The sequence below is a fragment of the Sphingobacterium sp. G1-14 genome (assembly GCF_002196555.1).
Taxonomy (GTDB): domain Bacteria; phylum Bacteroidota; class Bacteroidia; order Sphingobacteriales; family Sphingobacteriaceae; genus Sphingobacterium; species Sphingobacterium siyangense.
On the sequence record NZ_CP021381.1, the window covers coordinates 2,626,383 to 2,652,464 of the forward strand.

General features: G+C 41.2%; 23 protein-coding genes. 17 read left to right on the top strand and 6 right to left on the bottom strand.

Annotation, left to right across the window (positions count from 1 at the left end; translation table 11 throughout):
- Position 1: 1 nt before the first annotated feature.
- The 5 genes from CBM24_RS10880 to CBM24_RS10900 all read left to right on the top strand — a co-directional run bounded on the left by CBM24_RS10880 (position 2) and on the right by CBM24_RS10900 (position 6,594).
- The gene (locus tag CBM24_RS10880) at positions 2–1,579 is read left to right on the top strand and encodes a RagB/SusD family nutrient uptake outer membrane protein (protein WP_088161234.1); all 1,578 of its coding nucleotides are present in this window, start codon (positions 2–4) and stop codon (positions 1,577–1,579) included.
- Positions 1,580–1,602: 23 nt separating this feature from the next.
- Entirely contained in the window at positions 1,603–2,529 is a 927-nt protein-coding gene (locus CBM24_RS10885; protein ID WP_088163527.1) for a DUF5017 domain-containing protein, read from the top strand.
- Positions 2,530–2,612: 83 nt separating this feature from the next.
- Positions 2,613–3,881 (top strand): glycoside hydrolase family 88 protein, encoded by a 1,269-nt coding sequence (locus CBM24_RS10890; RefSeq protein WP_232475757.1) that lies wholly within the window; start codon positions 2,613–2,615, stop codon positions 3,879–3,881.
- A 1-nt stretch (position 3,882) separates the two neighbouring features.
- Positions 3,883–5,292, top strand: coding sequence for an alpha-L-fucosidase (locus CBM24_RS10895; RefSeq protein WP_198386092.1), 1,410 nt, complete (start codon positions 3,883–3,885; stop codon positions 5,290–5,292).
- Positions 5,293–5,352: 60 nt separating this feature from the next.
- Complete coding sequence (locus CBM24_RS10900) at positions 5,353–6,594, top strand: glycosyl hydrolase family 28-related protein (protein ID WP_088161236.1); 1,242 nt, start codon at positions 5,353–5,355, stop codon at positions 6,592–6,594.
- A 194-nt stretch (positions 6,595–6,788) separates the two neighbouring features.
- Here CBM24_RS10900 and CBM24_RS10905 read toward each other — a convergent pair whose 3' ends face one another.
- Complete coding sequence (locus CBM24_RS10905) at positions 6,789–7,856, bottom strand: outer membrane beta-barrel protein (RefSeq protein ID WP_088161237.1); 1,068 nt, start codon at positions 7,854–7,856, stop codon at positions 6,789–6,791.
- A gap of 289 nt (positions 7,857–8,145) precedes the next feature.
- On the opposite strand from CBM24_RS10905, the gene CBM24_RS10910 reads away from it, so the two are divergent.
- The 12 genes from CBM24_RS10910 (at position 8,146) to CBM24_RS10965 (ending at position 21,989) form a co-directional block, all read left to right on the top strand.
- Positions 8,146–8,679: a hypothetical protein gene (locus tag CBM24_RS10910; protein WP_157698427.1), complete on the top strand. Its 534-nt coding sequence runs from the start codon at positions 8,146–8,148 to the stop codon at positions 8,677–8,679.
- A 73-nt stretch (positions 8,680–8,752) separates the two neighbouring features.
- A complete protein-coding gene (locus CBM24_RS10915; RefSeq protein WP_157698428.1) occupies positions 8,753–9,202 on the top strand; it encodes a hypothetical protein in 450 nt (149 codons plus the stop codon).
- 222 nt (positions 9,203–9,424) lie between these two features.
- Positions 9,425–10,375 (top strand): Rpn family recombination-promoting nuclease/putative transposase, encoded by a 951-nt coding sequence (locus CBM24_RS10920; RefSeq protein ID WP_088161240.1) that lies wholly within the window; start codon positions 9,425–9,427, stop codon positions 10,373–10,375.
- 1,011 nt (positions 10,376–11,386) lie between these two features.
- Positions 11,387–14,230: a PAS domain-containing hybrid sensor histidine kinase/response regulator gene (locus CBM24_RS10925; protein WP_198386093.1), complete on the top strand. Its 2,844-nt coding sequence runs from the start codon at positions 11,387–11,389 to the stop codon at positions 14,228–14,230.
- Positions 14,231–14,368: 138 nt separating this feature from the next.
- The gene (locus CBM24_RS10930; protein WP_088161242.1) at positions 14,369–15,328 is read left to right on the top strand and encodes a helix-turn-helix domain-containing protein; all 960 of its coding nucleotides are present in this window, start codon (positions 14,369–14,371) and stop codon (positions 15,326–15,328) included.
- 90 nt (positions 15,329–15,418) lie between these two features.
- Positions 15,419–16,612, top strand: a complete 1,194-nt coding sequence (locus CBM24_RS10935; RefSeq protein WP_088161243.1) for an MFS transporter — start codon at positions 15,419–15,421, stop codon at positions 16,610–16,612.
- A 179-nt stretch (positions 16,613–16,791) separates the two neighbouring features.
- Positions 16,792–17,160 (top strand): nuclear transport factor 2 family protein, encoded by a 369-nt coding sequence (locus tag CBM24_RS10940; RefSeq protein ID WP_088161244.1) that lies wholly within the window; start codon positions 16,792–16,794, stop codon positions 17,158–17,160.
- Positions 17,161–17,292: 132 nt separating this feature from the next.
- The gene (locus CBM24_RS10945) at positions 17,293–18,048 is read left to right on the top strand and encodes a helix-turn-helix domain-containing protein (protein WP_088163529.1); all 756 of its coding nucleotides are present in this window, start codon (positions 17,293–17,295) and stop codon (positions 18,046–18,048) included.
- Between the two features lie 34 nt (positions 18,049–18,082).
- The gene (locus CBM24_RS10950) at positions 18,083–19,234 is read left to right on the top strand and encodes an FAD-dependent oxidoreductase (RefSeq protein WP_088161245.1); all 1,152 of its coding nucleotides are present in this window, start codon (positions 18,083–18,085) and stop codon (positions 19,232–19,234) included.
- A 159-nt stretch (positions 19,235–19,393) separates the two neighbouring features.
- Positions 19,394–19,801 carry an Hsp20/alpha crystallin family protein gene (locus CBM24_RS10955; RefSeq protein ID WP_232475758.1) on the top strand — a complete coding sequence of 136 codons (408 nt, stop codon included), beginning with the start codon at positions 19,394–19,396 and terminating at the stop codon, positions 19,799–19,801.
- Between the two features lie 22 nt (positions 19,802–19,823).
- The gene (locus CBM24_RS10960; RefSeq protein WP_088161247.1) at positions 19,824–21,194 is read left to right on the top strand and encodes an MBL fold metallo-hydrolase RNA specificity domain-containing protein; all 1,371 of its coding nucleotides are present in this window, start codon (positions 19,824–19,826) and stop codon (positions 21,192–21,194) included.
- 57 nt (positions 21,195–21,251) lie between these two features.
- Complete coding sequence (locus CBM24_RS10965; protein ID WP_088163530.1) at positions 21,252–21,989, top strand: sulfite exporter TauE/SafE family protein; 738 nt, start codon at positions 21,252–21,254, stop codon at positions 21,987–21,989.
- 101 nt (positions 21,990–22,090) lie between these two features.
- Here CBM24_RS10965 and CBM24_RS10970 read toward each other — a convergent pair whose 3' ends face one another.
- The 5 genes from CBM24_RS10970 to CBM24_RS10990 are packed head-to-tail and all read right to left on the bottom strand — an operon-like array spanning position 22,091 to position 26,080.
- A complete protein-coding gene (locus CBM24_RS10970) occupies positions 22,091–23,290 on the bottom strand; it encodes a DUF3570 domain-containing protein (RefSeq protein WP_088161248.1) in 1,200 nt (399 codons plus the stop codon).
- A 30-nt stretch (positions 23,291–23,320) separates the two neighbouring features.
- A complete protein-coding gene (locus tag CBM24_RS10975; RefSeq protein ID WP_198386094.1) occupies positions 23,321–23,551 on the bottom strand; it encodes a DUF4266 domain-containing protein in 231 nt (76 codons plus the stop codon).
- Positions 23,548–24,474, bottom strand: a complete 927-nt coding sequence (locus CBM24_RS10980; protein WP_088161249.1) for an FAD:protein FMN transferase — start codon at positions 24,472–24,474, stop codon at positions 23,548–23,550. The genes CBM24_RS10975 and CBM24_RS10980 overlap by 4 nt, the downstream gene beginning before the upstream one ends.
- The gene (locus tag CBM24_RS10985; RefSeq protein WP_088161250.1) at positions 24,471–24,920 is read right to left on the bottom strand and encodes a thioredoxin family protein; all 450 of its coding nucleotides are present in this window, start codon (positions 24,918–24,920) and stop codon (positions 24,471–24,473) included. Before CBM24_RS10985 ends, CBM24_RS10980 begins: the two co-directional genes overlap by 4 nt.
- Positions 24,921–24,931: 11 nt before the next feature.
- Complete coding sequence (locus CBM24_RS10990) at positions 24,932–26,080, bottom strand: efflux RND transporter periplasmic adaptor subunit (protein ID WP_088161251.1); 1,149 nt, start codon at positions 26,078–26,080, stop codon at positions 24,932–24,934.
- Positions 26,081–26,082: the final 2 nt, after the last annotated feature.

Genomic DNA, 26,082 nt, shown 5'->3' on the forward strand with positions numbered 1-26,082 from the left:
TATGAAACTAGCATTAACAAAAAAATATAAACATTTAAGCTTCTTGTGTTTAGTGGCATCGACTTCAATTTTTTCAGGATGTTCAAAATTTTTGGACAAGCAGCCCTTTGATGTGGTCAAGGAAAATTATTATCGGAATGAAAAGGAGGTGATGACCGGACTTGTTGGCGTATACGATATTCTCGGCAGGGAAGACTTTTACGGATCCACCTATTCGAGCTATCTGACCCTGGGTGATGAGGGGGCCTATTTTCGCTCGTCTTATCTCGCTGGACCAGAAATCTATAGTTACGATGCTTCTAATCCAAAAATCAATGATATCTGGCGATTTCTGTATGAGGGCATTGAGCGGGCCAATTTTTTTCTGAGCAAAATTGAGTCCGTACAGATGGCTGCCTCTGATAAACAGGCTGTGATAGGTGAAGTCAGGTTTTTGCGGGCCTATTACTATTTTATTTTGGTCAGCAACTGGGGGGATGTTCCTTTGAAAACAGCGCCTACAAGTTCGGTCAGTAATGTCAATATCGCACGTACGCCACAGACGGAAGTTTATAACTTTATTGTGCAGGAGATGGAAGCAGCGGATTCCATGGTCAAGGACATTCAGGCGTATGGTCATGCTGGCCGCGTTTCAAAATCTGCCGTCCGGGGCATCTTGGCCCGGGTATACCTAAAAATGGCCGGAGCTCCGCTCAATGACGCATCCAAGTATCAAAAAGCATTGGAATGGTCAAGCAAACTGGTCTTTCCACAAGGGGAAGATTATAAACATAGCCTTGTCGCGGATTACAAAAAGATCTTTACAGATATGGCGGCAGACCGGTATAATATCAGCGAATCCATCTGGGAGGTAGAATTCTATGGCAATCGCAGTGGTGATTTTGAAGCTGGGCGCATTGGCAATCAAAGTGGCATACAGACCAGCGATGAGGGCAAGGGCTTTAGTTATGGTCTGTTGGCTGCCACGCGCAAGCTCTTTGAATCTTACGAACCCACAGATAAACGCCGGGACTGGAATATCGCCAGTTATCGGTACAACCATGCCAACAACTTGATCACAGACTCCGTATTCTATACGGCAGCGGAAATTGAACGTCGGCATGTCGCCAAATTTAGAAGAGATTACGAGATCTTAAAGCCTAAAAACAGGAATTATACGCCAATTAATTTTCCGCTATTACGTTATGCTGATGTCCTGTTGATGTTTGCTGAAGCCGAAAATGAAGTGAATGGCCCCACGGCCCGTGCCAAAAATGCACTTCAGGAAGTACGTGGCCGTGCACATGCTTCAAACCGGAATGATGAGCTAACCAATGAAAGCGAAATGCGAATAGCTATACGGGAGGAACGCTTTCGGGAATTATGCTACGAAGGGTTGCGGAAATTTGATCTCGTACGTTATGGTACTTTCATTGCCGAAATGAAACTCGTTGCCCAACAGTATAACCAGTTGGCACCGGCCGATTATCGGTACATGGCATTGGCTTTCAATAATGTCAGTGATCGGGATACGTATTTCCCTATTCCGATCAACGAGCTATCGCTGAATAACCTGATGACGCAAAATCCCGCATGGTAACACCAGATAATAATGTGAAAATTATGAAAAGATATATTTATATAGCATCGCTTCTCGTACTGCCGATCCTACAATCATGCGAGAAAAAAGAGGCCATCCCTTTGAACTTAGAAGTCCATACGGATAAAAATAGCTATAAAGTTGGTGAGCAAGTGTTGTTCCATATCAGTGGCAATCCCGACCAGCTGACGTTCTTCTCGGGTGAAGAAGGCCATAAGTACGTTTACCGTGAGCGTACAAAAGCTATTCCACAGGCTGTGACACTGGAGTTTTCGAGCAACCGCCGTTATGGTACGGATGCGCAACAGCCGAATTCTCTCCGCCTACTGGTATCGCAGCAATTTGCAGGAGTTTACCAGCCTGATGCGATCAAGGAGAGCGACTGGATAGATATTACCGCCGCATTTACGTTATCTGGCATCCAGTCCAATGACGCTACCTACATATCCTCGGGACAAGTTGATCTGTCGAAATTAAGTGCGTCGGGTTTTAATCTGAATGCGAATACCATGGTTTATTTTGCTTTTAAATACACCGGGACTACCGGATCGACACAGCCCCGCTGGTGGATCAATCAGTTCAGCCTAAATACCGAAACAACAGAAGGCATCACCTTGCCGATAGCGGATCTGCAAGGTGCAGCCTGGACCTCAATCGGTCTGGAAAATTCTTCTGTCTCCTGGTTATTAAGCAGTGCGGGGCTACGCTTTCAAGGCGGCGGAGCAACAATAGGCTCCAATCAGGTGTGGGCTATCTCAAAACCGCTGGACCTGACCAGTGTGACACCGGATAAAGGGGTAGCGCTCAAAAATATGAGTACCCGGATGGATTCCTATGCTTACACTTTCACAGCTCCCGGGACTTATGAAATTACTTTCGTTGGCAGTAATAGCAATGTGTACGGAGAATACCCTGTAGTCAAAACAGTCGAACTGGAAGTGACGGAATGAAACCGACGCATGCGGAAAAAATAATCCGACATTGCCCCAAAAATATAATATACAAGAATCAACAGCGCAGTAAATAAAATCTTATGAAGCAGACACATTATCCTTTTGGACTTAAAATGATATTCTTATTTCTTTTGACAACCCTCTTTTCCTGTGCGCAGCAGCGCACCAAGCAGAACAGTTCCGATTTTGTGGCTGCCGACTTTACGCGAGCCAGAGCGCAATATGACCTGCTCCTTGATAACAGCAACTTTCCTCGGACGTTGAATACAACAGGTCATGTGGTGGGAACCGATGAATGGGATTGGACAGGCGGCTTTTTCCCGGGCGGGCTTTGGTATATATACGAGTATACAAAAGACCCCCAGGTCAAAGCTCAGGCCACAGCATGGACCGAAAAACTGGAAAAGGCGAAGGATCTGACTCAACATCATGACATTGGTTTTGTGATATACTGTTCGTATGGCAACGCTTTACGGCTGGAGGACGATTCTACAAAGATCAAAAAATACCAACAGCTCCTCGTACATTCAGCAGAGTCTGCCCTGAAGCGCTTTGATCCGAAAGTTGGACTGATCAAATCCTGGAATGAAAAAGCTTCCTGGGACGGAAAAACGGTATGGAAATATCCGGTGATCATCGATAATATGATGAATCTGGAGCTGTTGTTTTTTGCATCAACATTAACTGGAGACCCCAAATACAAAAATGCCGCCATCAGTCATGCCGACCGTACCCTGAAGAATCATTTCAGACCCGATTACAGCACCTACCATGTGGTGGACTATGATCCCAATACGGGAGCAGTCCTGCATCAGCAGACCAATCAGGGCTATGCCGACAATTCAACCTGGTCTAGAGGGCAGGGTTGGGCAATCTATGGCTATACGCTGCTCTACCGCGAGACCAAGGACAGTAAATATCTGGATGCAGCCAGGAAAGCGGCAGATTTTTATATGGATCATCCCAATCTGCCAAAGGATAATGTTCCCTACTGGGATTTTAATGCTGGTCAGGAAGGGTACCGACCGGATGTGGATTATGCAAACCGAAAGCTGAACGATATACCACGGGATGCGTCGGCAGCGGCACTGGTCAGCGCAGCCTTGCTGGAATTGTCTACCTATACGACCGGAACAGATGCCAAACGCTATTATGACTTTGCCGAAAGCACGTTGAAATCGCTCTCCTCCAGCGAATACCTGGCTGAAAAGGGGACCAATGGCGGCTTCATTCTTAAGCACTCGACAGGAAGCATGCCACATAAAAGTGAAATTGATGTTCCGCTTATCTATGCAGATTACTACTTTTTAGAAGCGTTGCTACGTTACAGAAAACTAAATGGGGCCTAGTATGAAGATTAAAACGATACTATTGTCGTACTTTTTGTTGGGCTGTTCGCTATGGTCGTTCGCCCAGCAACAGCCTATGGGCAGCTCCGATAAGATGGCCTGGTGGTCAGCATCCAGATTTGGACTGTTTATTCACTGGGGCCTATATTCTCAGACTGCCGGTGACTGGAATGGCAGGCCAACGCGGGGCGGCGAACATTTTATGTTATATGAAAGGATCCCACTGCAACAGTATGCGCAGATCGCCAAGGATTTTAACCCTACTGCTTTTGATGCCGATACCTGGGCAAAGGCCGCCAAGGGGGCCGGCATGAAATACATTGTCGTTACAGCAAAACATCACGATGGGTTTGCCATGTTTAATTCCCCCAGTAGCGATTATAATATTGTCCAACAGACTCCCTGGCAGCGGGACCCAATGCGGGACCTGGCTGATGCCTGCAAACGTTATGATTTAAAACTTTGCTTTTACTATTCTTTGGGGCGGGACTGGGCAGATCCGGATGTCCCTACAAATTGGCCTAGTAAGGCCGGGCGAAGCAACTTCTGGGATTATCCGAATGAAGACGCCAAAGATTTATCAAAATATATCGAGCGAAAAGTAAAACCACAATTACACGAATTATTGACACAGTATGGCCCCATTGGTATAATATGGTTTGATACGCCCGAACTCTTTACTAAAGAACAAAGCACAGAAATCCAACAGTTCATTCATGATTTACAGCCCAATTGCATCATCAATAGTCGTATCGGCAATCAGCTGGGCGACTACGAAGTCGTTGAGCAAACCCTAATGAATAAAGCAAAGGGCAAATGGGAGGCCTGCATCACAATGAGTCGCAATTGGGGTTTTAATAAGCATGATACAGTCTGGAAAAGTCCCGAAATATTGGTTAGAAATCTTGTGGAAGTTGTTAGTAAAGGTGGAAATCTGCTGCTGAATATCGGCCCGAAAGGGGATGGTACCTTTCCTGTGGAAAGTATGGCCCGATTACGGAGTATCGGAGATTGGATGAACCTTAATGCAGAGGCAATATACGGGTCAGGCGAATGGAAAATACAAAGCGAAGGAAACCAATTACATGAGGAGGAAACGGAGATTGCGGGGCAACAAACGATCAAAGATGCCGAAAATGATGCAACCTCAAAAGAAATTGTGTCCGACATCCGTTTTACGACAAAGGATGGCTTTGTCTATGTGTTTGTACGAAGTCCAAAAACCGACTTTGCAGCGGTAAAAAGTCTGGCAGCAGGTCAGGCGCGAATAGCGAAAATTACGCTATTGGGAAGCAAGCAGAAAATCAAATGGAAACAGGACGCTACAGCATTACATCTTCCTGTTCCTTCGGCTACAGGCGGAGAGATACCTGTTTATGTTTTCAAGGTAACACTTGTTGGCCAGTCATAAGGCTATACAGCGTTATCAATCAACGGAAAGAAAGGATATTCACAACCAAATTATAACCAGATGAAAAAGATCATTTTCAGTTTTGCGGTACTCGGTCTGCTGCTAAATTCTTGTTCCAGCCCATTGGACGGACTCGATTCCACAACAGTGACCAATGTCTCCTTATACGGTAGTTCTGTAGCAAACAGCAGTATGTCCGGCTCTGGCCTGGTTTCTGCCGGGATGACACTGGCAGAAATCAATGCTGTAATCGAACAGGCAAGTGCCGGCGATACCGTGTGGGTGGAAGCCGGTACTTATCTTATTGATGGTGCCCTGTTGATGAAGCCCGGTATTACGCTTATGAAAAGCGGAAATACAAACCCCATATTTGATGCGCGGGCATCGGACAGTCAGCTGCTTCGGCAGACCTACAGTGCGGCCAATGTTGCTGGCTGTACATTCTCGGGCATTACATTTTGGAATCTGACCTTCTACATCAATAATGCGTCTGACGTTACTTTTAAATGGTGTATTTTTGACTATGGTATTAAAAAAGCAGGTAGCAACAAATCGAATGATCTGCATGATGCTTACATTCGCCTGATCGGCACGGATAAAGCGACCGTTTCAAACTGTGTATTCTCCAGGAGGCAGGGAAACAGTGGAAGAGGGGTGTGGAACGGGTCGGGCAGTACAAATTCAAAGGTCATTGACAATACCTTTGGCAATGCCGGCACAACGGGCTACTTTATCACGGCGATCAATGATAATTCTCAAAGCAATAGCCTGATCAGTGGCAATACCATTTTACGCAATGTATCTTTCAATAATGAAGATGCCAATACCGATCATGGTATTTATGCGCATAGTTTTAACGGTCTGACGATACAGAACAATGTGATCAAAGGCTGGCCGGCGAATGGAAGCGGTGGTGCTATTAAAGCTCGGAACGGGCAGAACTTGGCTATCCTCAACAATGAATTCCATACTTCGGGGATTTTACTGTATATCTATATTGAACCTTCCTCGTACCAGTATCTTAAAAATGTACAGGTCACGAACAACAAGATTTACCTAGATTCATTGATCGGAGGCATGTATGGTGGAATCGGCTATTGGCGGCAGAGCGGCGTTACCGGGCAGGAAGAGTCAATTCTGATATCCGGCAACGAGATGCCAAATGGAGCAATTAGTATTTCGGGATCCAATGGCTTTAGTAGCGCGCAGTTTAATCTATCGGGCGGTGGGGTGTTCAACAATGATCTACACCTGCCTTTTCTTTCGCTTGCGGCAGGTGTAAGTCAATCGGGTAATTACTAACGCCAATAGCGACATCTTTGTACCATCGTAATTTACGGGAATCGCCTCCTTAGGATATTCTTTGACCTCGTAGTCTTGTTCCATTTTTTTAGTATAAATCCAGTACGTTTTAGCAGGGATCGCCTGGCTTATGGTTAATATTACCAAAACTGAAATAATATTTTAGTGTGAAAATGAGAGAGTTTACTTATCTTCTACTTATTACTATTTTTTCCAAACATACGTGGATAGTAAGCTAATGATAGCATGAAAAATCTTCCCATAGCATTTGTGCGCTGCTGTGATAAAGTATTTGCGATGTTCTTAACAGTAAAAAGTCTATTTTGGTTGAGAATATCATTACCAGAAAGGGAAGCCTCAAGATTGTTCTTTTTTAGCATTCTATAACTTACTTTAATATTGAAAATTGAATAATGTTGATTATCACCATAAAACTTATTATCGTAATAAGCGAAGTTGGAAATAAAGGAGAGCCGCCTGCTTACATTTATAAGAGTATTACCCTCGATCTTATGCCATTCACTTTTTATCTTTTCTGAATCATTATTCTGTCTGCTGGAGAGGTTCTTGTAACTATAATTCAGCCCTAGATAAAAGATATCCAAATGACTAAATAGAGTATTAAATTCTATTCCCATCGAAGAATTTAAACTTTTTTCAAAGCTCTGCTGCCCTGCGATATATAATATATAAAAAGGAACCTCTGAGGCACTCCAGTACCCTTCCATTTTGAACTGGAGTTGATCCTTCTTAAATTTTATTGCCCTTGCCAAATTACCCCTAAATATAATTGATCTATTGCGATCTACATTTGTCGGTCTGATAATAGTGCGTCCGCTTGAATCAAACAGCATGCTATATGAAATGTAGTTTTTGGTCATACTCATGCCAGTAGATAATCCATAATAGAACGGGTTTTTATTGAGTCTCTTCTGTTTAAAATCCAGTAGAATCTCATTTTTTCGTGAAGGTTTAAGTTCTGGATTACCCAAATAAAGTGAATATATCTGGATAGTATCGACGACGGGGAATAATTGATCTGTAGTAGGGAAATCGAAGCTTCGGTTATACTTCAAATCAAGTACATTTTCAAATTCGCCAAACTGTAGATTTCTATAATTAAAGGATATCTCCGGACTGAACAGTGTAAAGTAACGGTCAAAGTTTTGAAAATTACGATCTGATCTATTTCTCACATCATAAATATTGTATTTGGCTGCAGCTACGATCTTTGCCGTTTTCTGGTATCTGTCGCTCAACATTTTTAAGTATGTCTTTTCAAAACTTAAGCCGGCTATCCAGTTGATTATCCGTTAGTTACGATCATAAGATAGATCGTTGCTTTTTGATTCATGCCCAATTGAATCAATATCAAAAACTGTATTTCCTACTTTTCGATTAATGATGTTCAAATCACTGGTTAGAAACAAGTACTTATCAAAACCAGGAGTAGCCAATAGATTCCAAAAATTCCCCCATTTGCCAGCCAACCTTTGATTGGTTTCTTTTATAAAATATGGTATACGACGATTGGCAAAAAAATTTGATAATGTGTCAATTGAAGAAAAGAATATGTTGCTAATGAAGATCGCCAATGCCTACGGCGGGCTCGATATGGCCGATGCCGATGTACTCCGGCGGATGATGTCGGGCAAATATCGTAGCAAGGACCACCTGATCGAAATTGAGGATAAGTTCTTTTCCAACTGTAAGGCCAAAGGCTATGACGAGAAGACTAGCCGCGAGATATGGCGGCAGATGGAGAGTTTTGCTGGCTATTCGTTTAACAAGGCACATTCAGCATCTTTTGCCGTAGAGAGTTATCAGAGTCTTTTCCTCAAGACCTACTATCCTTTGGAGTTTATGGTTGCGGTGCTCAACAATTATGGCGGGTTTTACAATCGTAAGGTCTATGTCAATGAAGCACGAATTTCAGGGGGCAATATCTGCCTGCCCTGTGTCAATCAGTCGGTCTTTAATACCTCCATTCAGGATAAGGATATTTACCTGGGTTTTGACTGCCTGCTCAATTTGGAAGGTAAACTGGCTCATCGTATTATTGAGGAGCGTGAAGCCAATGGCTAGTACACGAGTCTAGGAAACTTTGTCAAACGGACACAGACGGGTATTGAGCAGGTCGTTATTTTGATTCGTGTGGGTGCCTTGCGTTTTACAGGGACGGGGGAAAAAGCAATTGCTGTGGGCAGCTCACCTGATGATGAGCAAGCATAAGCCTGTGGCAGCAGGTATGGCGCTCTTTGAGACCGAAAGTCGCAAGCCTATTCTTCCCCCTTTGGAAGAAGATATCTTGGAGGATTATTACGACGAGATGGAGCTGATTGGCTTTTGCGTAACGGGTACGCTATTCGAACTTACCAAAAGCGATTATCGGGGCGATATGCCTGCCAGGGAACTTCATCTGCACGAAGGGAAAATAATCCGCGTTGTGGGGGATTTTGTCTGTGAGAAATTTGTGAAGACCAAGCGTGGCGACCTGATGAAATTCGGAACCTTCCTTGATGCCGAGGGACGCTTTTTTGATACCGTCCATTTCCCGCAGAGCCTAGCCAAATATCCACTCCGTGGAGCAGGAGTCTATTTGGTTTAAGGCAAAGTTGTTCTGGAATACGGTTGCCCTTCCGTTGAGGTGATCCGCTGTGGCAAGATGCCGCTAAAACCCGATCCGAGGAGTGAATAGGACGAAAATGATCTTCATCGGGGAACTTGTTTTAATTCATATACATACTAATGTTTTAATACTAAAAATATTAGTATTAAAATGTTTTTTTACTTATATTTGTATTGTTAACCAATTTAAAAACAATGTATTATGAGTGAGTTGAAACAGTCGAAATATATCGATATTACAACAGATTATGGATTTAAAAAAGTTTTCGGATCAGATACCAATAAAGATCTTCTGATCGCTTTCTTAAACGAACTGTTTAGAGGACGCAAGATTATTGCCGACCTGTATTATAACAAAAATGAGCATGTCGGGGATACAGAGGATATCGGTACCGTTATTTTTGATCTGACCTGTACGGCAGACAATGGCGAACGTTTTATTATTGAAGTGCAGCGCACGGCGCAGGATAATTTGAAAAAGCGCATGCTTTATTACAGCAGTAAATTGATAGCGGATCAGGCACCCAAAGGCAACCGAAGGGCTTGGAATTATGCAATTAGTGAAGTTTATATCATTGTACTGATGGATGGATTTGCAATGCCTGATGCGGGGGATGAGAAGTGTTTTCTGCACGATATTTGTTTATGTTATCGAGATCATGGTAAAATATTTTATGACGATCTAGGCTTTATATATGTGGAATTGGTTAACTTTGTTAAAGCTGAGGCAGAGTTAGTTAATGATTTAGATCGTTGGCTTTATGTACTCAAAAATATGTCTTCGCTAAATGGACTTTCCACTTATTTGCGTAAGCCTATTTTTGAGAAGTTATTTCAGTTAGCAGAGTATAGCAAACTAAAACCGGAGGAACGAGAGATGTACAACGTAAGTTTAAGGAATAAATGGGATGCCGAGAGTATCCGAAGTAGTCAGGAGGATCAATTGAAACGAGCGCGCGAAAAAGCAATGGCTGAGGGAAAAGCTGAAGGAAAAGCTGAAGGAAAAGCCGAAGGAAAAGCCGAAGGGAAGGCGGAAGTAATAAAAAATCTTTTGTCTTCGAATAAGTTTTCGATATCGGAGATAGCCGAATTAGCGGACGTCACTGTAGAGTTTGTAAAGCAGATCGAGGCAGAGAAGGCTAAAGGAAAATAAAACAGATTACAATATAAGATTTTAAGGTCACTTGGATACTGTCTAAGTGGCCTTTTTCTTTTTTATAGGTTAAGTTGGTCTTAGACAATACCATTTTGAATAAGCTCTCATTTAAATAAAATAATTGTGAAGCAGGGAATACGAACTCAACTTTTTTATAAAAAGATCAAACGAAGGCGAACTAACCATTGTTATAAGAGTACTTTCATAAATTAGGTTAATAACAGGTAGTAAAAACCTTGAGATCCCCTCCTCAAGGTTTTTTTATTTTTTTCAAACGAGTAAGACATTACAATTGTTTCTTATACGAAAAATGAGAAGATTGCTTTTGCTGGCTTGATTTGCACTTGTTAGGCCAGCATTTTTTTGAAACCGACTACCCATTATTGGGATCATAACTATATATATCAGGGCTGGTTTATTCCGGCCTTTTTTGTGCCGACACAATCAGTATCATAGGGCTTTTGAGTTCGTCTGCCATTCAGGCAACATGGTTAACCATCTCCATGTTAGGCTGTGGTCCAGTAACTAAGTTGATCGCAAAGTTATGGGCCAGCAGGGTTGTAAGGTATGTGGTAAGTGTCCTATGTTATTTTATTACATTGTTTTGTAAAAAGTGTGTTTCCCGCCTTGCTTCTCCAAAGTAATGGTCTACGGGCCAGTACAACTTGTTTGCGGCTGCATCGTAGATTCAGTCTTGGTCGGGTCTAGTAGTGAATATCGGATACTCAACAGAAAACACAAAACTGCCGCCCGGCTTTAGCCAACGGTTGATATGTATGCGGAGCAGATCAAAGTCTTTGATGTAATGGAATATAAGGGAACAGATGACGCATGATTCCGCGTATGCCTAGTTCTCCAAAATATTTTAATTTGAATTAATTCTTTTTTTATTAAAAAACTATTCAAATAAAATTGTTGTTTTGTTATAAACTTTAAATTTCTATAGCATATTACAACCTTATGCAGAATCAAAGGTACCCTAAAAACGATAACAGTGACCACCTCATCATGGATAATGATTATAAGTTAGTCGCTGACATGATTAAGAAAGATCTTTTTGGAGTGCTCCTTAAAGCGAAATTGATTTGTAATACGGAAATGGCGGTGTTGACTTTATTCGACAACAGTAAAAATTTTGTGCGGACCTATTTTCATGATGTCGATGGAAATATAAGTATCGATAAAGTATTTTTGGACTATGTATTTGATGACAACGGCACGCTAGAGTTTCCAGACCTTAGCAATGAACTTCCTTCGCAGCGCAATTCAGTGATTTTCCAGAATTTTGGAATACTGTATTATTATGAAGCACCACTCATCAATCACGAAGGAAAAATAGTTGGTTTTTTAAGCGTTATGGATAGTAGCTCAAACAAGCTTTCTGATAATCAACAGACTCTTTTTTCATTATTGTGCACAGAAGTTCTTGGCTTACTTCAAGAGAAAAACCAGCACCTCCAGTTAACTAGTAAATTGGAATATGCGAAATCTACACTAGACATGACCAGTCAGGTGGCCAGAGTGGGGAGCTGGGAGTATGATTTAGTTGATGATTATATCGATTGGTCTGAAATGACAAAGATTATTCATGGGGTTCCAAAGGATTATCGTCCAACTATTAAAACAGCAATTGAGTTTTATAAAAATCCTCAACATAGGATTAAAATTGTTCAGGCTATCAATAGTGCAATCGCTACAGGAGCTTCATGGGATCTTGAATTAGAAATTGATACCTATCAGGGTACAAGCTTGTGGGTTAGAGCACTAGGGAAAGCAACTTTTGAAAAAGGGAAGTGCGTTCGACTATATGGCACTTTTCAGGATATTGATAAACGTAAACGTTCTGAGGCGGAATCGATTCGTTCTAAGAAATTGCTCGAAGATGTGTTGAATGCCACTACTGCAGTCGCTATCATAGCAACTGACGCAGAAGGGTTGATAACACTTTTCAACCGGGGCGCAGAAAATTTATTAGGGTATAAAGGTAATGAAGTGATCGGTAAAATTACGCCGACATTATTTCATAGCAGTAGGGAAGTTAAAGATCGAGCGAAGGAACTTGAAAGTAAATTTGGGTATCCGATTAGTGAATTTAGGGTGTTTGTCGAGATGGCAGAGCGCTACGGATCCGAGCAAAGAGAATGGACTTATATAAAAAAAGATTTTACGCGACTTTACGTATCTTTAGCAGTCACTGCAATGCGCGATATTTCTGGTCAGATTATAGGTTATCTTGGCATTGCCACAGACATCACGAAGATTGTTCTTCAAAGAGAAGAATTAGAGAAAGCTAAAAAGCTTGCTGATCAGGGTAGCGTGGCAAAGTCAGAGTTTCTCGCTAATATGAGTCATGAAATTCGTACACCTCTTAACGGAATTATAGGTTTTACGGATTTGATGAGTCGTACAAAACTAGACGATACACAAAAAGAATATGTTTCTATTGTCGATCAGTCTGCTAATCTTCTTTTGAGCATCATAAACGATATACTTGATTTTTCTAAAATTGAAGCCGGCAAATTGGAGCTTTCGATTGAAAAAAATGATTTGTATGAGATGTTTGCTCAGGTTACAAGTCTGATTGACTTTCAGTGGAAGGCCAAGAAATTGGATTTTCGGGTAAATTTATCAGAATCGCTACCGCATTATGTTTGGGTTGACTCACTTCGACTCAAACAGGTGCTCATGAATCTTCTAAGTAATGCAATAAAGTTTACGGACAAGGGAAGTGTTGAACTACATGTCGATGTACTATCCTCGGACGAAAACTCCACCACGCTGCGCTTCAGTGTAACGGACAGCGGAATAGGTATTAAACCAGAAAAACAGCAAAAAATATTTGAAGCATTTTCTCAAGAAGATGCTACAATAAGCAAGAGATTTGGCGGAACAGGACTTGGACTTAGTATTTCAAATCAATTGCTAAAAATGATGGATAGTAAACTAAAATTGGAAAGCGAATATGGGAAAGGGAGCCAATTTTATTTTGAAATAACATTAAGGTCGCAAAAGGGGGATGTGTATGAATGGAAACTTTTAGAATCCTTAAAGATTATGATAGTTGCCCGACAAGATGCCGATCGAGCTAATATTGCATTGATGTTGCATTTGAAGAAAGTTAATGTCTCGTTGGCCGATAACGGATTTGAAGTTCTTCAAATGTTGGCCAAAGGTGAGCGGTATGATGCGATTATTATTGATAATGATCTACCTATAATGAACGGTATCGATACGATAAAAAAAATTAGGGAAAAGTCACTCTACAAAGGAGTTGGACAGCCCGTAGTTTTAATGTTATCCGTCCTTGAGACCAACCCAGCCCGTATTGCTGAAAGCAGCCATATTATTCATTGTATTAATAAACCAGTTAAAGTAGATCAACTGTATTCAACATTAGTTGCTGCATTACAGCAGGATGAAGAAACGATCAAATATGCCGAAAAAGAAACGGCCTTTTTGGAAAGAAAATACAAGATTTTAATTATTGAAGACAACAAATTTAATATGTTGCTTACTAGAACCATTGTACAGAATGTTCTTCCCAATGTGGAAATCATAGAGGCGGTCGATGGGGTAATGGGATTTGAATTGTTCAAGGAGAATAGGCCTGATTTGGTCTTCATGGATATACAGATGCCTGAAATGAATGGTTATGAGTTAACTGGATTGATTAGAAGAAATGAAGAGGGGAGGATACATACGCCAATTATAGCATTGACAGCCAGTAATATTAAGGACGAAAAGGAAAGGTGCATTTCGTGTGGAATGGATGATTTTGCTGTGAAGCCTTTTGTTAAAGAAACATTGCTGGAGTTTTTGAGAAAATGGTTGATAAATGACAGCGATAACTAGGTATGAAAGACTTGTATATGATTTAGTTAATAATGGCTATTCGGGTTAACGAGATTTAAACTTGTCGCTAAGTCAAAGTTGATAATTTCTTTATTTTATAGCGCGCTATTGGCTAAATTTGATAGATTTCTTTAATGCATGAAAAACAAAAAGACACAGGCTTTAATTCCATGGCTCGATACCATTAGTCAATTTTTCGATACTTTTAGGATTGGTACAGCTGTGAATGATTTATTTAACGTCATGCGGATTGAAGACCAGGCAAAAGGCAAATTGCTTTTCATGCCGCTTTTCCGAGGTAATTTTTTTCGTATTTTAATCTGCAAGACACAGGGGCCCAGATTCCTGCTTCCTGACGAAACCATCTATACGTCAGCTAACAGTATTTACTTTGCATATCCCGGTAAAACGGAAAGCTGGCAGCGTGAGGAGACGATTTATGGCTATCTCATTTGTTTTACGTCCGAATTTGCTGGAATAGACCCTCTAAAACCCAAATTTGAAAAAGATTACCCATTTTTTATGCGTGGAGCCAATTCACTTCTGAGGCTTTCGCAGCAAGATATGGACAAGGTATCGCATACAGCCGAAACGCTGCTCCTTGAAATGAAATCGGGACAGGAGGATAATTTTGAAATGATGCAAACTTTATTAAAGGTATTGCTTATCCAAATCCGTCGTCTGTATTATAAAGATAAGGAGGTAAAAACTCCTTTTCAGTTAAAACAGGCCTCCCTGATGGTCAAGTTTAGAAAAGTGCTCGATGCTTATGCTATTGACGCCCCCGATATACGAAAAGAAGGAAGGCCAACGGTTCGAAAAATCGCAGATGAACTGAATCTCACAGCTAGCCATTTGAATTTTTTAGTAAAAAAATATACCGGGCACACGGCGTTGTTTCATATTAATGAAAAGCTAGTGCTGGAAGCGAAAAGTCTTTTAACACACACCGATCTGCAGGTGTCAGAAATAGCTGATCTATTACAATTTAATGAAGCAAATTATTTTAACCGGTTTTTTAAAAAGATGACGGGTCTAACTCCTACAGCATACCGTCAAGACGCTTTGCAACTTATGAAAAGTCCACTTACTATTTAAATCGATAAAAAGTCCAATTATCGCCTCAATCCGTATAAGTCTTCTGCGGCGAACATTCTTGAAATTTGTATCATTTAACAAATAATAGAAATGTACAAATTAATTACAAATGACAGAACGGCCACAGACGTATCTATGTTTCCGGTTTATATTCTTTCTTTGGCAACTTTCATTGTTTTTTTTCAGGGATTCATGGTCGCGCCATTGCTTCCACTGCTATCCGAACAGTTTGGTACGACTACCCGGCATGTGAGTTTTATTGAACCATCTTACCTGCTCGGCTATGGATTGTTTACATTGGTATATGCGCCTCTAAGTGATCGCTTTGGCAGGTTCCGGATAATTACGCTGTGCCTAGTCATCTTTTCCGTATTGACATTACTGACAGCTTACGCCCATGGAATTAACCAGATGATTTTCCTTCGTTTGCTGACCGGCATCGGTGCCGCCGGTATTGCCCCCACAACCATTAGCTGGATCAGCGATCGGTACCCGTACGAAAAACGGGGGCACGCGCTTGGGATATTCTTTGGTAACATGGCAGGAGGCACAGCTTTCGGATCCAGCGCAGGCGCTTTGATCACATCGCTGGTCGGTTGGCAATGGCTTTTTATTGGCGTCGCGAGCATCGCGCTGCTTATTTTGCTGCTGATTGTCATGTATCAAAAGGACATATTTAAAGCAAATGAGACGGTCCGTGGAGTTAAGGAGAACATTTTCCTCGTCTTCTGCAATATCCTGTCGAGCGGAAGAGCTAGGCATACCTATTTCTATGTTTTGTTTAACGGGATGTTCCATGGTGGTATTTTTGCCTGGCTGGCTTATTTTTTCTATAGAAACTATGGCCTCGACGAATTACAGATTGGGCTAGCCTTGTTGGGGTATGGTATTCCGGGCCTATTATTAGGTCCACTACTCGGAAAGCTTGCGGACCACTATGGAAGACAGAGAATAATACCTTTAGGTTTATTTTTGGGAGCACTTACCGTATTGCTGCTCAGCCAAAATCTAAATCTTGCAGCAGCCTGTGTTTTAGTGGCTTTACTTTCACTCGGATTTGACCTCTCGCATCCTTTGTTTGCTGCTATTGTCACCACATTCAGTGCGCAAAAAGGAGCGGCGACAGGACTTTTTGCATTCTTTCTTTTCTCGGGTTATGGCCTTGGGAGCCTTTTACTGAGCCTGATTATCAATATCGGTCTGGAAAGCGCATTCCAGGTGTTCGGCGGGTGCCTTTTACTGGCAGCGATTTGCGCGATATTTGTTTTTAGGAAAGAGAAGTAGTTACTTAAATGCTGATCTCTGTAGTTCGTCATAGCATTGAATATATCTTATTCCATCATTTAAAACAACTTGTTCACCTGAGTGGTTTTATGAACGTAGCGGCGTATCATACTGATCCACTATAACATTTAAAACGTGTGGACCGACAAAAATTGATGATTCAAAACAACTAGCTGAAAATGAAAAATATAACGATTTTACACACAGCCAATGAATTTATTGCCAAAGGAGATTATGAAAGCTTCTTAGCTTATTGTACTGCAGAGACGAAATGGGTTTTTATAGGTGAGCGTATTCTCCATGGGAAAGAAGAAGTTCGCGCTTATTTGAAAGAGTTCTATCAGGAACCGCCGGTTTTTGATGTGGAAAAATCTATTGAGGAAGGTGATTTTGTTATGGTGACCGGAGAAATTCGGTTGAGAAATAAGGACGGAAAATATGATTATTTCGATTATTGCGACATTTGGCGATTCGAAGATGGAAAAATGGCAGAGCTTAAAGCATTTGTCATTGAAAAACAAGGATTGCCGCTACCCTCATCCGAATAGGCTTAGTGTTTGATCTATTTCATATTTGATTATATAATAATCCTTAATTTTGATTGGAGGTATGGGACTTTTAACCGGATGTGCCGTAATAAATTTTGAGGGGGGGGCATGGCTTATAAACGGACTAAAACAATGGAAAATGAATTAAAATACCAGGCAATAAAACCTGACAAGTCGTTAGCGGATTTTGTTGAAAGCTTTTGGCTTTTACAAAACCAATCGGATTGTAATAGAGAGGTTGTAGTATTGCCAGACGGAAGAGTTGATCTATTTTTCACGCAATCTGCAACAGAGTCTTTCCACGTGACGCTTTTGGGTATCCAAACTCAGCCGGGGAAGGCTATCATTGCGCCTTTGCGACAGACTTACGCCATCAGTTTTAACCCGCTTGCAGTCCAGTCTGTTTTTCAGACCAACATCGTCAACTTGGTGGATAGGGCAACTCTCTTGCCTCCCAATTTTTGGAACTTTAGTGCCGACGACCTGAATAACTTTGATTCGTTCTGTGCGAAAGCGACAAATAAAATACAGTCGCTTTTGCCGCTTGAAGTTGACAACAGGAAACGGACACTGTTCGACCTCATTTATGCATCAAACGGGGCGATTACAATTAAAGAACTTGCCGCGCAATCGTTTTGGAGTCGGCAACAAATCAACCGTTATTTCGATCAGCAGTTCGGACTTACGGCAAAAGCATATTGCAATATTATCCGCTTCCGTGCTTCCTTTCAGCATATCAAAAAAGGCAAATTGTTTCCACAGCAAAACTTTGCCGATCAATCCCATTTTATTAAAGAAGTTAAGAAACTTGCTGGTGTTTCACCAAAAGAACTGTTGAAGAACCAAAATGAGCGTTTTATACAATTTTCAACGCTCAGGCCAACGTAATTTTGTTCAGTCAAAAAAATAAATTTTACTGGATATGAAATTACAAGACAAGAAAGTTGCAGTTGTTGGCGGTGGTCCTGGCGGACTCACATTAGCCAAACTCTTACAATCAAAAGGAGTAAATGTAACCGTATATGAACGTGATAGCAATAAAGAAGTTCGCCAGCAGGGAGCCACACTGGATCTGCACGAAGAAAGTGGTTTGGAAGCTCTTCGAAGAGCAAATTTGATGAACGAATTTAAAGCTAGCTTTCGACCCGACGCGGGACGTTTAAGGGTGTTGGACGAGCAGGCCATTATCAAAATGGACGAGCACGAGCTTCAAGATAAGGATCAAGAAGATCGCCCTGAAATTGATCGTGCCCCTTTGCGTGATATTTTAATAAGCGCATTGCATGAAGACATCATTGTTTGGGACAGTCAGTTTATTTCAATGGTAAAACAGGATCATGGCTGGCTTCTGCATTTCAAAAACGGAAAATCTTTTTATGCTGACCTTGTCATTGCAGCCGACGGTGCAAACTCAAAAATTCGCCCTTACCTAACCGATATTAAGCCGATTTATTCTGGCGTTACAATTGTTGAAGGAAATATCTACGAGGCCGAAAAAAACACACCGAAACTTTGGGAAATAACAAAAGGCGGAAAAGTATTTGCGCTTGGAAACGAACAATCCATTATTTTAAGTGCAAAAGGAGAGGGCAGTTTATCGTTTTATACCGGTTGTAAAGTTCCCGAAAATTGGGTGCAGGAAAGCGGCATTGACTTTAATAACAAGCAACAGGTTTTTGATTGGTTTAAAGTCGCGTTCTCCTACTGGGGCGAAAAATGGCATGAACTTTTTGCAAGTAATGAAATTTGGTTTATGCCGCGACCACAATACCACTTTCCGTTAGACCAGACGTGGACAACATTATCAAACTTGACCATGCTTGGTGACGCAGCTCATCGTATGCCGCCATATGCCGGTGAGGGTGTAAACCAGGCGATGCAGGATGCTTTTGAATTGGCCGAGAATCTGACATGCGACCATTTTCCGGATATTCAGACTGCAATTTCAAATTACGAAAAACAAATGCAGGCAAGGGCGGCAGCAGTAACAAAAGATACGTTGCAAAACACTGAAATATTGCACGCTGAAGACGGACTTGATAATTTGCTAGCGATGTTTACCGAGCGGAGGTAAATATCGCTTTTTACGTGATTGAATCCGATTAACACTAAATTATATGATTTAATAGCTATATGGAAAGTGACCAGCATCATTTTTTAATATTGCTGAAATCATGATCTAATAATTTGCATAAGCCTAACTTTAGGAGTAAAACCATTAAATATATTTATGATGAAAATTACAAAACCTAAAGGCCAAGCCAAGCAACCTCCACTCGTACCTACAGGAGATGGCTTTTGGTCTAATGATAAATCGTCCGAGCATCAGGACACACTGTTACCTACAGTCAATATTATTGAAAAAAAAAGTGTTTACAAAATTAAGGTACTGGCACCAGGATTTAGAAAAAAGGATTTTAACATAACAGTACAGGCAGGCGATTTAGTTATTACTGCAGAACATCGTATAGAAAAAAAAGAAGAGAATGAAAATTATCTGAGAAAAGAATTTTCTACAAGCTCTTTTACACGCAGCTTTAACCTACCGGACAATATTGCTTTGAATCAGATAAAGGCCAATTATAAAGACGGGCTACTTCATATTGCTATCAAAAAAACGCATTACAAAAATAAGAAGTGAAGGTACCTTTAAACCTAAAAAGATGGAAACCATTTATTTAAAATCTCTAGGCGGCGCCGGAACAGTCACAGGCTCCAAACATCTACTTCAAACTCCCGAACTCACGATATTGGTTGATTGTGGTTTGTTTCAGGGTATTAAAATATTGCGTGAGCAAAATTGGGGACCTTTAGATGTACCTGTAGAAGACATTGATGTAGTGCTTCTTACGCATGCTCATCTGGATCATTGCGGTTATATACCTCTGCTCATAAAAAATGGGTTTAAAGGTAAGATTTATATGACGGAGCCTACAGCTGAACTCACAAAATTGATCCTGCTCGATAGTGCCAAATTACAGGAAGAGGACGCAAGAAAAGCGAATTACCACTTTTATTCCAAACATCATCCCGCAAAGCCACTTTACACGCGAGACGATTCCGAACGATCTTTTCAGCATTTTTATACTGTCCAGGAAAACACCGCGATCAACTTGAGCGATCACATTCAATGTGAGTTTAAACCCTGCGGCCATATCATCGGTGCCTGTTCAGTAGCCATCACATGCTTTGATAAAACAATTATCTTTTCGGGAGATATCGGAAGGAACAAAAGTGAGGTTTTACCTATTAACGATTTTTTTAACAAAGCCGATTATCTAATTATGGAGTCAACTTATGGAGACCGATTGCATGATAATACAAATGTGAATGATAGCCTTCAGCATTGGATAAACCTTACAGTTGAAAATCACGGGAATATTATCATTCCAAGTTTCGCCGTGGGCAGAGCACAGGAGCTTCTTTATATGATTTATCACCTAAAGAAACAGAAAAAAATCCCCCACGATCTACCAGTTATATTGGATAGCCCAATGGCTGCTTCTGCGACAACCATCATGGTCGATTATGCTGAATATACTGCTGTGGACAAAATTGAATGGGCTTCGATTGTCTCTGATGTTGAAATTAACAGAGATTATATAAATACGCAGGAAATTATTCGTGATCAAAGAAGTAAAATCATTATTGCAGGTAGTGGAATGGTGACTGGCGGTCGCGTTCTTGAATATTTGAAACACGATCTAGGAAACAGCCGGAATACGATACTTATTGTAGGCTTTCAGGCAGAGGGCACGCGTGGAAGGGCACTGTTAAATCATTCGCACGAGTTGAAAATCCACGGCTCGTATTATCCTGTAAGGGCTAATATTGTAGAATTAACGGGATTATCAGCACACGCTGATCAGTCCGAGCTAATGGAATGGATTGGGAAATATAAAATACCGCCAAAGCAAATCATGCTCGTACATGGCGAACCTCCAGCCTTGGAGGCACTACGGGTAAAGATCCAGACAGATTTGAACCTCCCAGTTAAAATATTAATCAAAGATGAGCGGGTTGAAATTATATAGTACAGATTTCCTTTACATCGGTTGATGTATCCCAAGGTATTGATAGGATCAAGTTTTATGGAAAGGTATCTGATTTTTTTCGGTTTAGCTTTAGTGGCAGAAATATTGGGGACGGTCTCCGGCTTTGGTTCATCCATCTTATTTGTTCCTATCGCCTCACTGTTCTTTAATTTTAAAACAGTATTGGGTATTACCGCTGTATTTCATGTTTTTAGCAACTTGTCAAAAATTGCATTATTCAGAAAGGGAATCCGTTTGGATATTGCCATCAAGCTGGGCATTCCTGCCGTTATATTTGTCATATTGGGAGCTATCATCACCAAGTATTTACCCGTTCAACAGATCGAGTTGGGGATGAATATCATTTTAATCTTCCTAGCTTTATTTTTAATATTTAAGTCAGACAGGCCGTTAAAACCATCAAATTCGAACCTCTACCTCGGTGGCGTCACTTCTGGATTCATAGCCGGGATCGCGGGTACAGGCAGAGCGATTCGGGGAATTACCTTAGCAGCTTTTCAATTGCCAAAAGATGTTTTTATCGCTACTTCCGCCTTGATTGATCTAGGTGTTGATCTAAGCCGAGCAGTTGTATATATAAACAATGGATATTTTACCAGCAAACACCTAGTTTACATTCCATTTTTGATTGGCATAAGCATTTTAGGAAGTTATCTTGGGAAACTGATATTACAAAAAACATCAGAAAGAACATTTCGGTATATTATATTGATCGTCATATTGATAACTGCCGCATTTCAGCTTTATAAATACATCTATAGTGGTAAATCATAAAAAGAAAAGCCATTGCTGACTTTACTTTTCTGAATGGTAACATTAAAAAAGGGCGTCCATTAAGACACCCTCATTTTGGAATTAAGATGTTAGCCTAACGGTTATTTAAATCTAAGATTTAGCGAAATAATATCCGACTTCATCCCCACTGACTTGCTGTAATGTCCGTACCGCAGTTCCAGCATATCCAATTTACGGATACCGAAAAGTCCATTGGGGAGATTCAAACGGACGCCGGCACCATAGAAATTGCTGCTGAATTGAGATAGATCATAGTTACTGGTGTAGTAATCGTCCAATCCGCTGTGTTGCTGATATGCCGCAAAATATTTGGCAGCAGTCTGGCGGTAATACCGATAAAAAGGACTTAGCGAAACAAATGGCGAAAGCTTTATCGGCATTTCTATACTTGCCGTGTTGGACTTTATTCCCCAGTCATCTCTGTAATAACGATAATAGGCACGCATGATGAACTGGTCGCCGAAGAAATAATTTGCCCGCATACCTAATGGTATTTTAAATCGTTTATCGGGTAGGGCTTCCTGATGCACTGTACCATCAATAAAGTAGACCCTATGGAAGGGCAAACTCAAAAAACCTGATTGCTGGACGGCATCAGCCAAAAATTCCACCTGAAAATTGCTGTTGATAATCTGTGAATAGCTCAGTGAAAGCGCATAGGTATTTCTGCCGCTTGAGCCATAGTTCTCATGTTCGCTTCCACCTGAACCAAGGTTGGTGTTGGATCGTAACTCGATAGGGGTGACCAGCTTTACTTGGTCGAGGTAGGTTTGGAATCGTGCTGTAAATTCGCCCATTCTGTTTTTGGTTTTCTGCGCAAAACCAATATTGGCACCATAGGATTGATAGTCGAATTCAGAGGAAAGGGATATTCCGCCCATCAGTGTCGATCCTTTTTTTTCATTTTCCCGAGACCAGGAAATTGAAGGGTAGATTCGATTGTCGGCATGTGAAGCAGAGGAATTGGCTTTGAGATCGATCATATCAGATGATGCCGAAGTGTAATGGTCCAGTCCGATATTGAAAGTGAATTTATTTTTCCGGTCTTTCTTGTCATATTTTAAGAGAACCACCTCGATATTATTGGAGATATCTGTTAGTCTTTCTGAACCGATACCGCCTGTTACTGCCGAATTGTTACCGTCCTGATGATAATAACTTGAGACAAGATTTGCCTCTTCGAAAGTAAGCTTCCTCGATTTTTCCGTGGGTTTGCTTTCCTGTGCTTTTGCGTGCAGCAGGCCCAAAAGGGCCGCAACACTAAGAAATACTTTTTTCATGTAATAACGTATTAAAAAACAGGTGTCATTTTAATTGCAACCACAGCCGCCGCCAACCTTTCCGGCGTTTGCGCCAGAAGAACCTTCTCTGTAAGACTGAAAGCTGAGTTCAGTCTTTTCGACATGGCGGTTGCCCAATCTCATTTCAGCATCGTTGAGTTTATTTTTTTCGTATTCCTTTACCGTACTGCAGGACGAGGCTATTACCAATAGTAAGATCATAGCGAGGCTCCAGTATATTTTATTGCTTTTGTTTTTCATTTGAAGTTGATTTTATGGGATGAATAAATATGGTTTTCATCATCAATGATGATACATTCAACCTGTTGAATCTGATTGATGAGCTCAATGCCATTTTGGACGCCCATGATGCTGACCGGTGTCGCAAGAGCATCTGCTATCTCAGCATTCGGGCAGATGATCGTAACGCTCTTTATTCCACTTATGGGCATTCCTGTTTTTGGGTTGATGGTATGAGAGTACTTTTTACCATCGATCATGACGAATTTTTCATAGTTGCCCGATGTTGCTATAGCAGTATCCGTGATGTTCATATAGGAAAAGGGAAGGACTGCCCGTTCCGGATTGGCAATTCCGATGGTCCATGGTTTTCCATTAGCCTGATTTCCCCAGACGGTAAGGTCGCCAGAGGCATTTACCACACCCGAATCTACGCCCCGCTGCTGCAATAATCTTTTCCCCATTTCTGCCGCATATCCTTTCCCGATACCGCCAAAACCGATACGCATGCCTTGCTTTGTTAAAAATACAGTACCTGCCTCATCATCGAGTACTATATTGTTGTAGTTCACTAAATTCAGATTGCGTTCAACAGTTTCTGCGTCAGGAAGACATAGCATACTGCGATCAAAATTCCAAAGGCCCTTATCAATGCTCCCGTAGGAAATATCAAAATAACCATCGGTCAGGCGGCTAATTCGTAAGCTCCTTTCGATAATTTCGTAGATTTCCCGGTCAACTTTGACAGGACGGATGCCCGCATGACGGTTGATCAGGTTGGTTTGACTGTCTTCATTGAAAGTGGTCAGTAATCGCTCTATCCGTTGTATTTCCGCGATAGCCGCATCGATATGGGCATTGGCTTTCACCTCATTGTCATCAACCACCGTTAGCTCAAAATGATTGCCCATGAGTTTGAGTCTACGTCGATATTCTTTTTTCATGGCCGTGTTATTTGGTTGTAAACTGTTCTGATCTCATCACAAAAATTGGCGGGGTCTTCAGGAGGTAAGCCGGCCCAACTCTTTAAAATTTTCCCATTGGCATCCAGTAACAACGTATAAGGAAATATGCCCGTAGAATTATACTGATCTGCAAGATTCGCATTCTCTTTTTTTTGTTCTACCGGCAGTTGATTTTTTTTGCTTCTTGGAAAGTCGGCATTAAGAAAAACAATGATCTGATCGTTTATGAGCTGTTTGAATTGCTCACTATCAATGATGTTTTTATGCAACTTTATACAGGGAATGCACCAGTCCGAACCGGAAAAATTGAGCAGTATAAGTTTATGTTGCGTTATCGCCTGCTGCTTTGCGACATTCAGTCGATTCTGCGCATGAATGGTATAACACAAGAGTGTTAATACCAACGTGTTTAATAATGTTTTCATAACGATTTTATTTAATCTTCCCCGCTGTTTTTTAATTGCATTAATAGGGTATAGGCATTTTTACTAACTATTTTTTTACCTGCGAAATCTCGGACATTCAAAACCTTTGCTAGGCCTTTTTGGGGCTCCTCAACGGATATTGCTGTCAGACGATAATTTCTGTTTCCTTCCGAGACGAATACATAACTTTTTCCTTCAAAGTCTACGATACATTCTTCCGGCAGAGCCTGTCCCAAGCTCGTTGTCGTTTGGATTTCAGCATTCATATATACCCCAGGTACCAGATTCGGATCATATTTATCCAAATGGCAATGGACATCTGTCATACCTGTGGGATCGACATCCTTGCCGATCAAATGGATTTTACCCGAGTACTTTTTATTGGGATTAGCATTGGAGTAAGCTAATAGCGTTTGTCCTGGATGCAGCTGTTCAAGGTCTTTTTCATAGACTTTCAAATTTAGATGGATGTCCGTTGGGTTGATCAATTCAAAGAGGACATCAGAAGGATTTACATATTTTCCGATATTGACATTGACTTTACTTACATAGCCATCGATCGTGCTGTATACGGGCGCGCTTTTACGGATATTTCCTGGGGTAACAGTACTAGGTTGAATACGAATAAGTTCTAACTGTCTGGCAATTGCATTCATTGTTATCTGCTGACTGTTCATTTCAGCCTGTGCTTGCTGCATTACTTTATCACTGCTTGCCTGACTCTGGTTGAGTTCTTTTTGACGTCTGTAGTCGAGCTGGGCAAATTGTAGTTTCGACTGGGCGGCAAGATAGTCTTGCTGCAGTTGGATAAACTGTGGATTTTCGACGATGGCAATAATATCACCTTTTGATACTTTCATGCCTGGCAGCAGGCTGGTACTCTTTAGGTATCCCCCCAAAGGAATACTTACAGACACCATATTCTGAGGCGGTACATCAATTTTTCCATTCAGTTTTAATATGCTGGCTATCGGCTGGTCCGAAAGCGTTACTGTCTCTATTTGGGCATTTTGCAGTTGTGCTTCCGTTAAGGAAACAAGAGTTTCGTCTTTCGGCTTTGCAGATGACAGTGAAGCTTCGCCTTTATTGTCCTGGCAAGAGATGCCAGTTGTTGCCAACATAAGAACGATATATTGGACTATCATATTTTTCGTTTTCATTT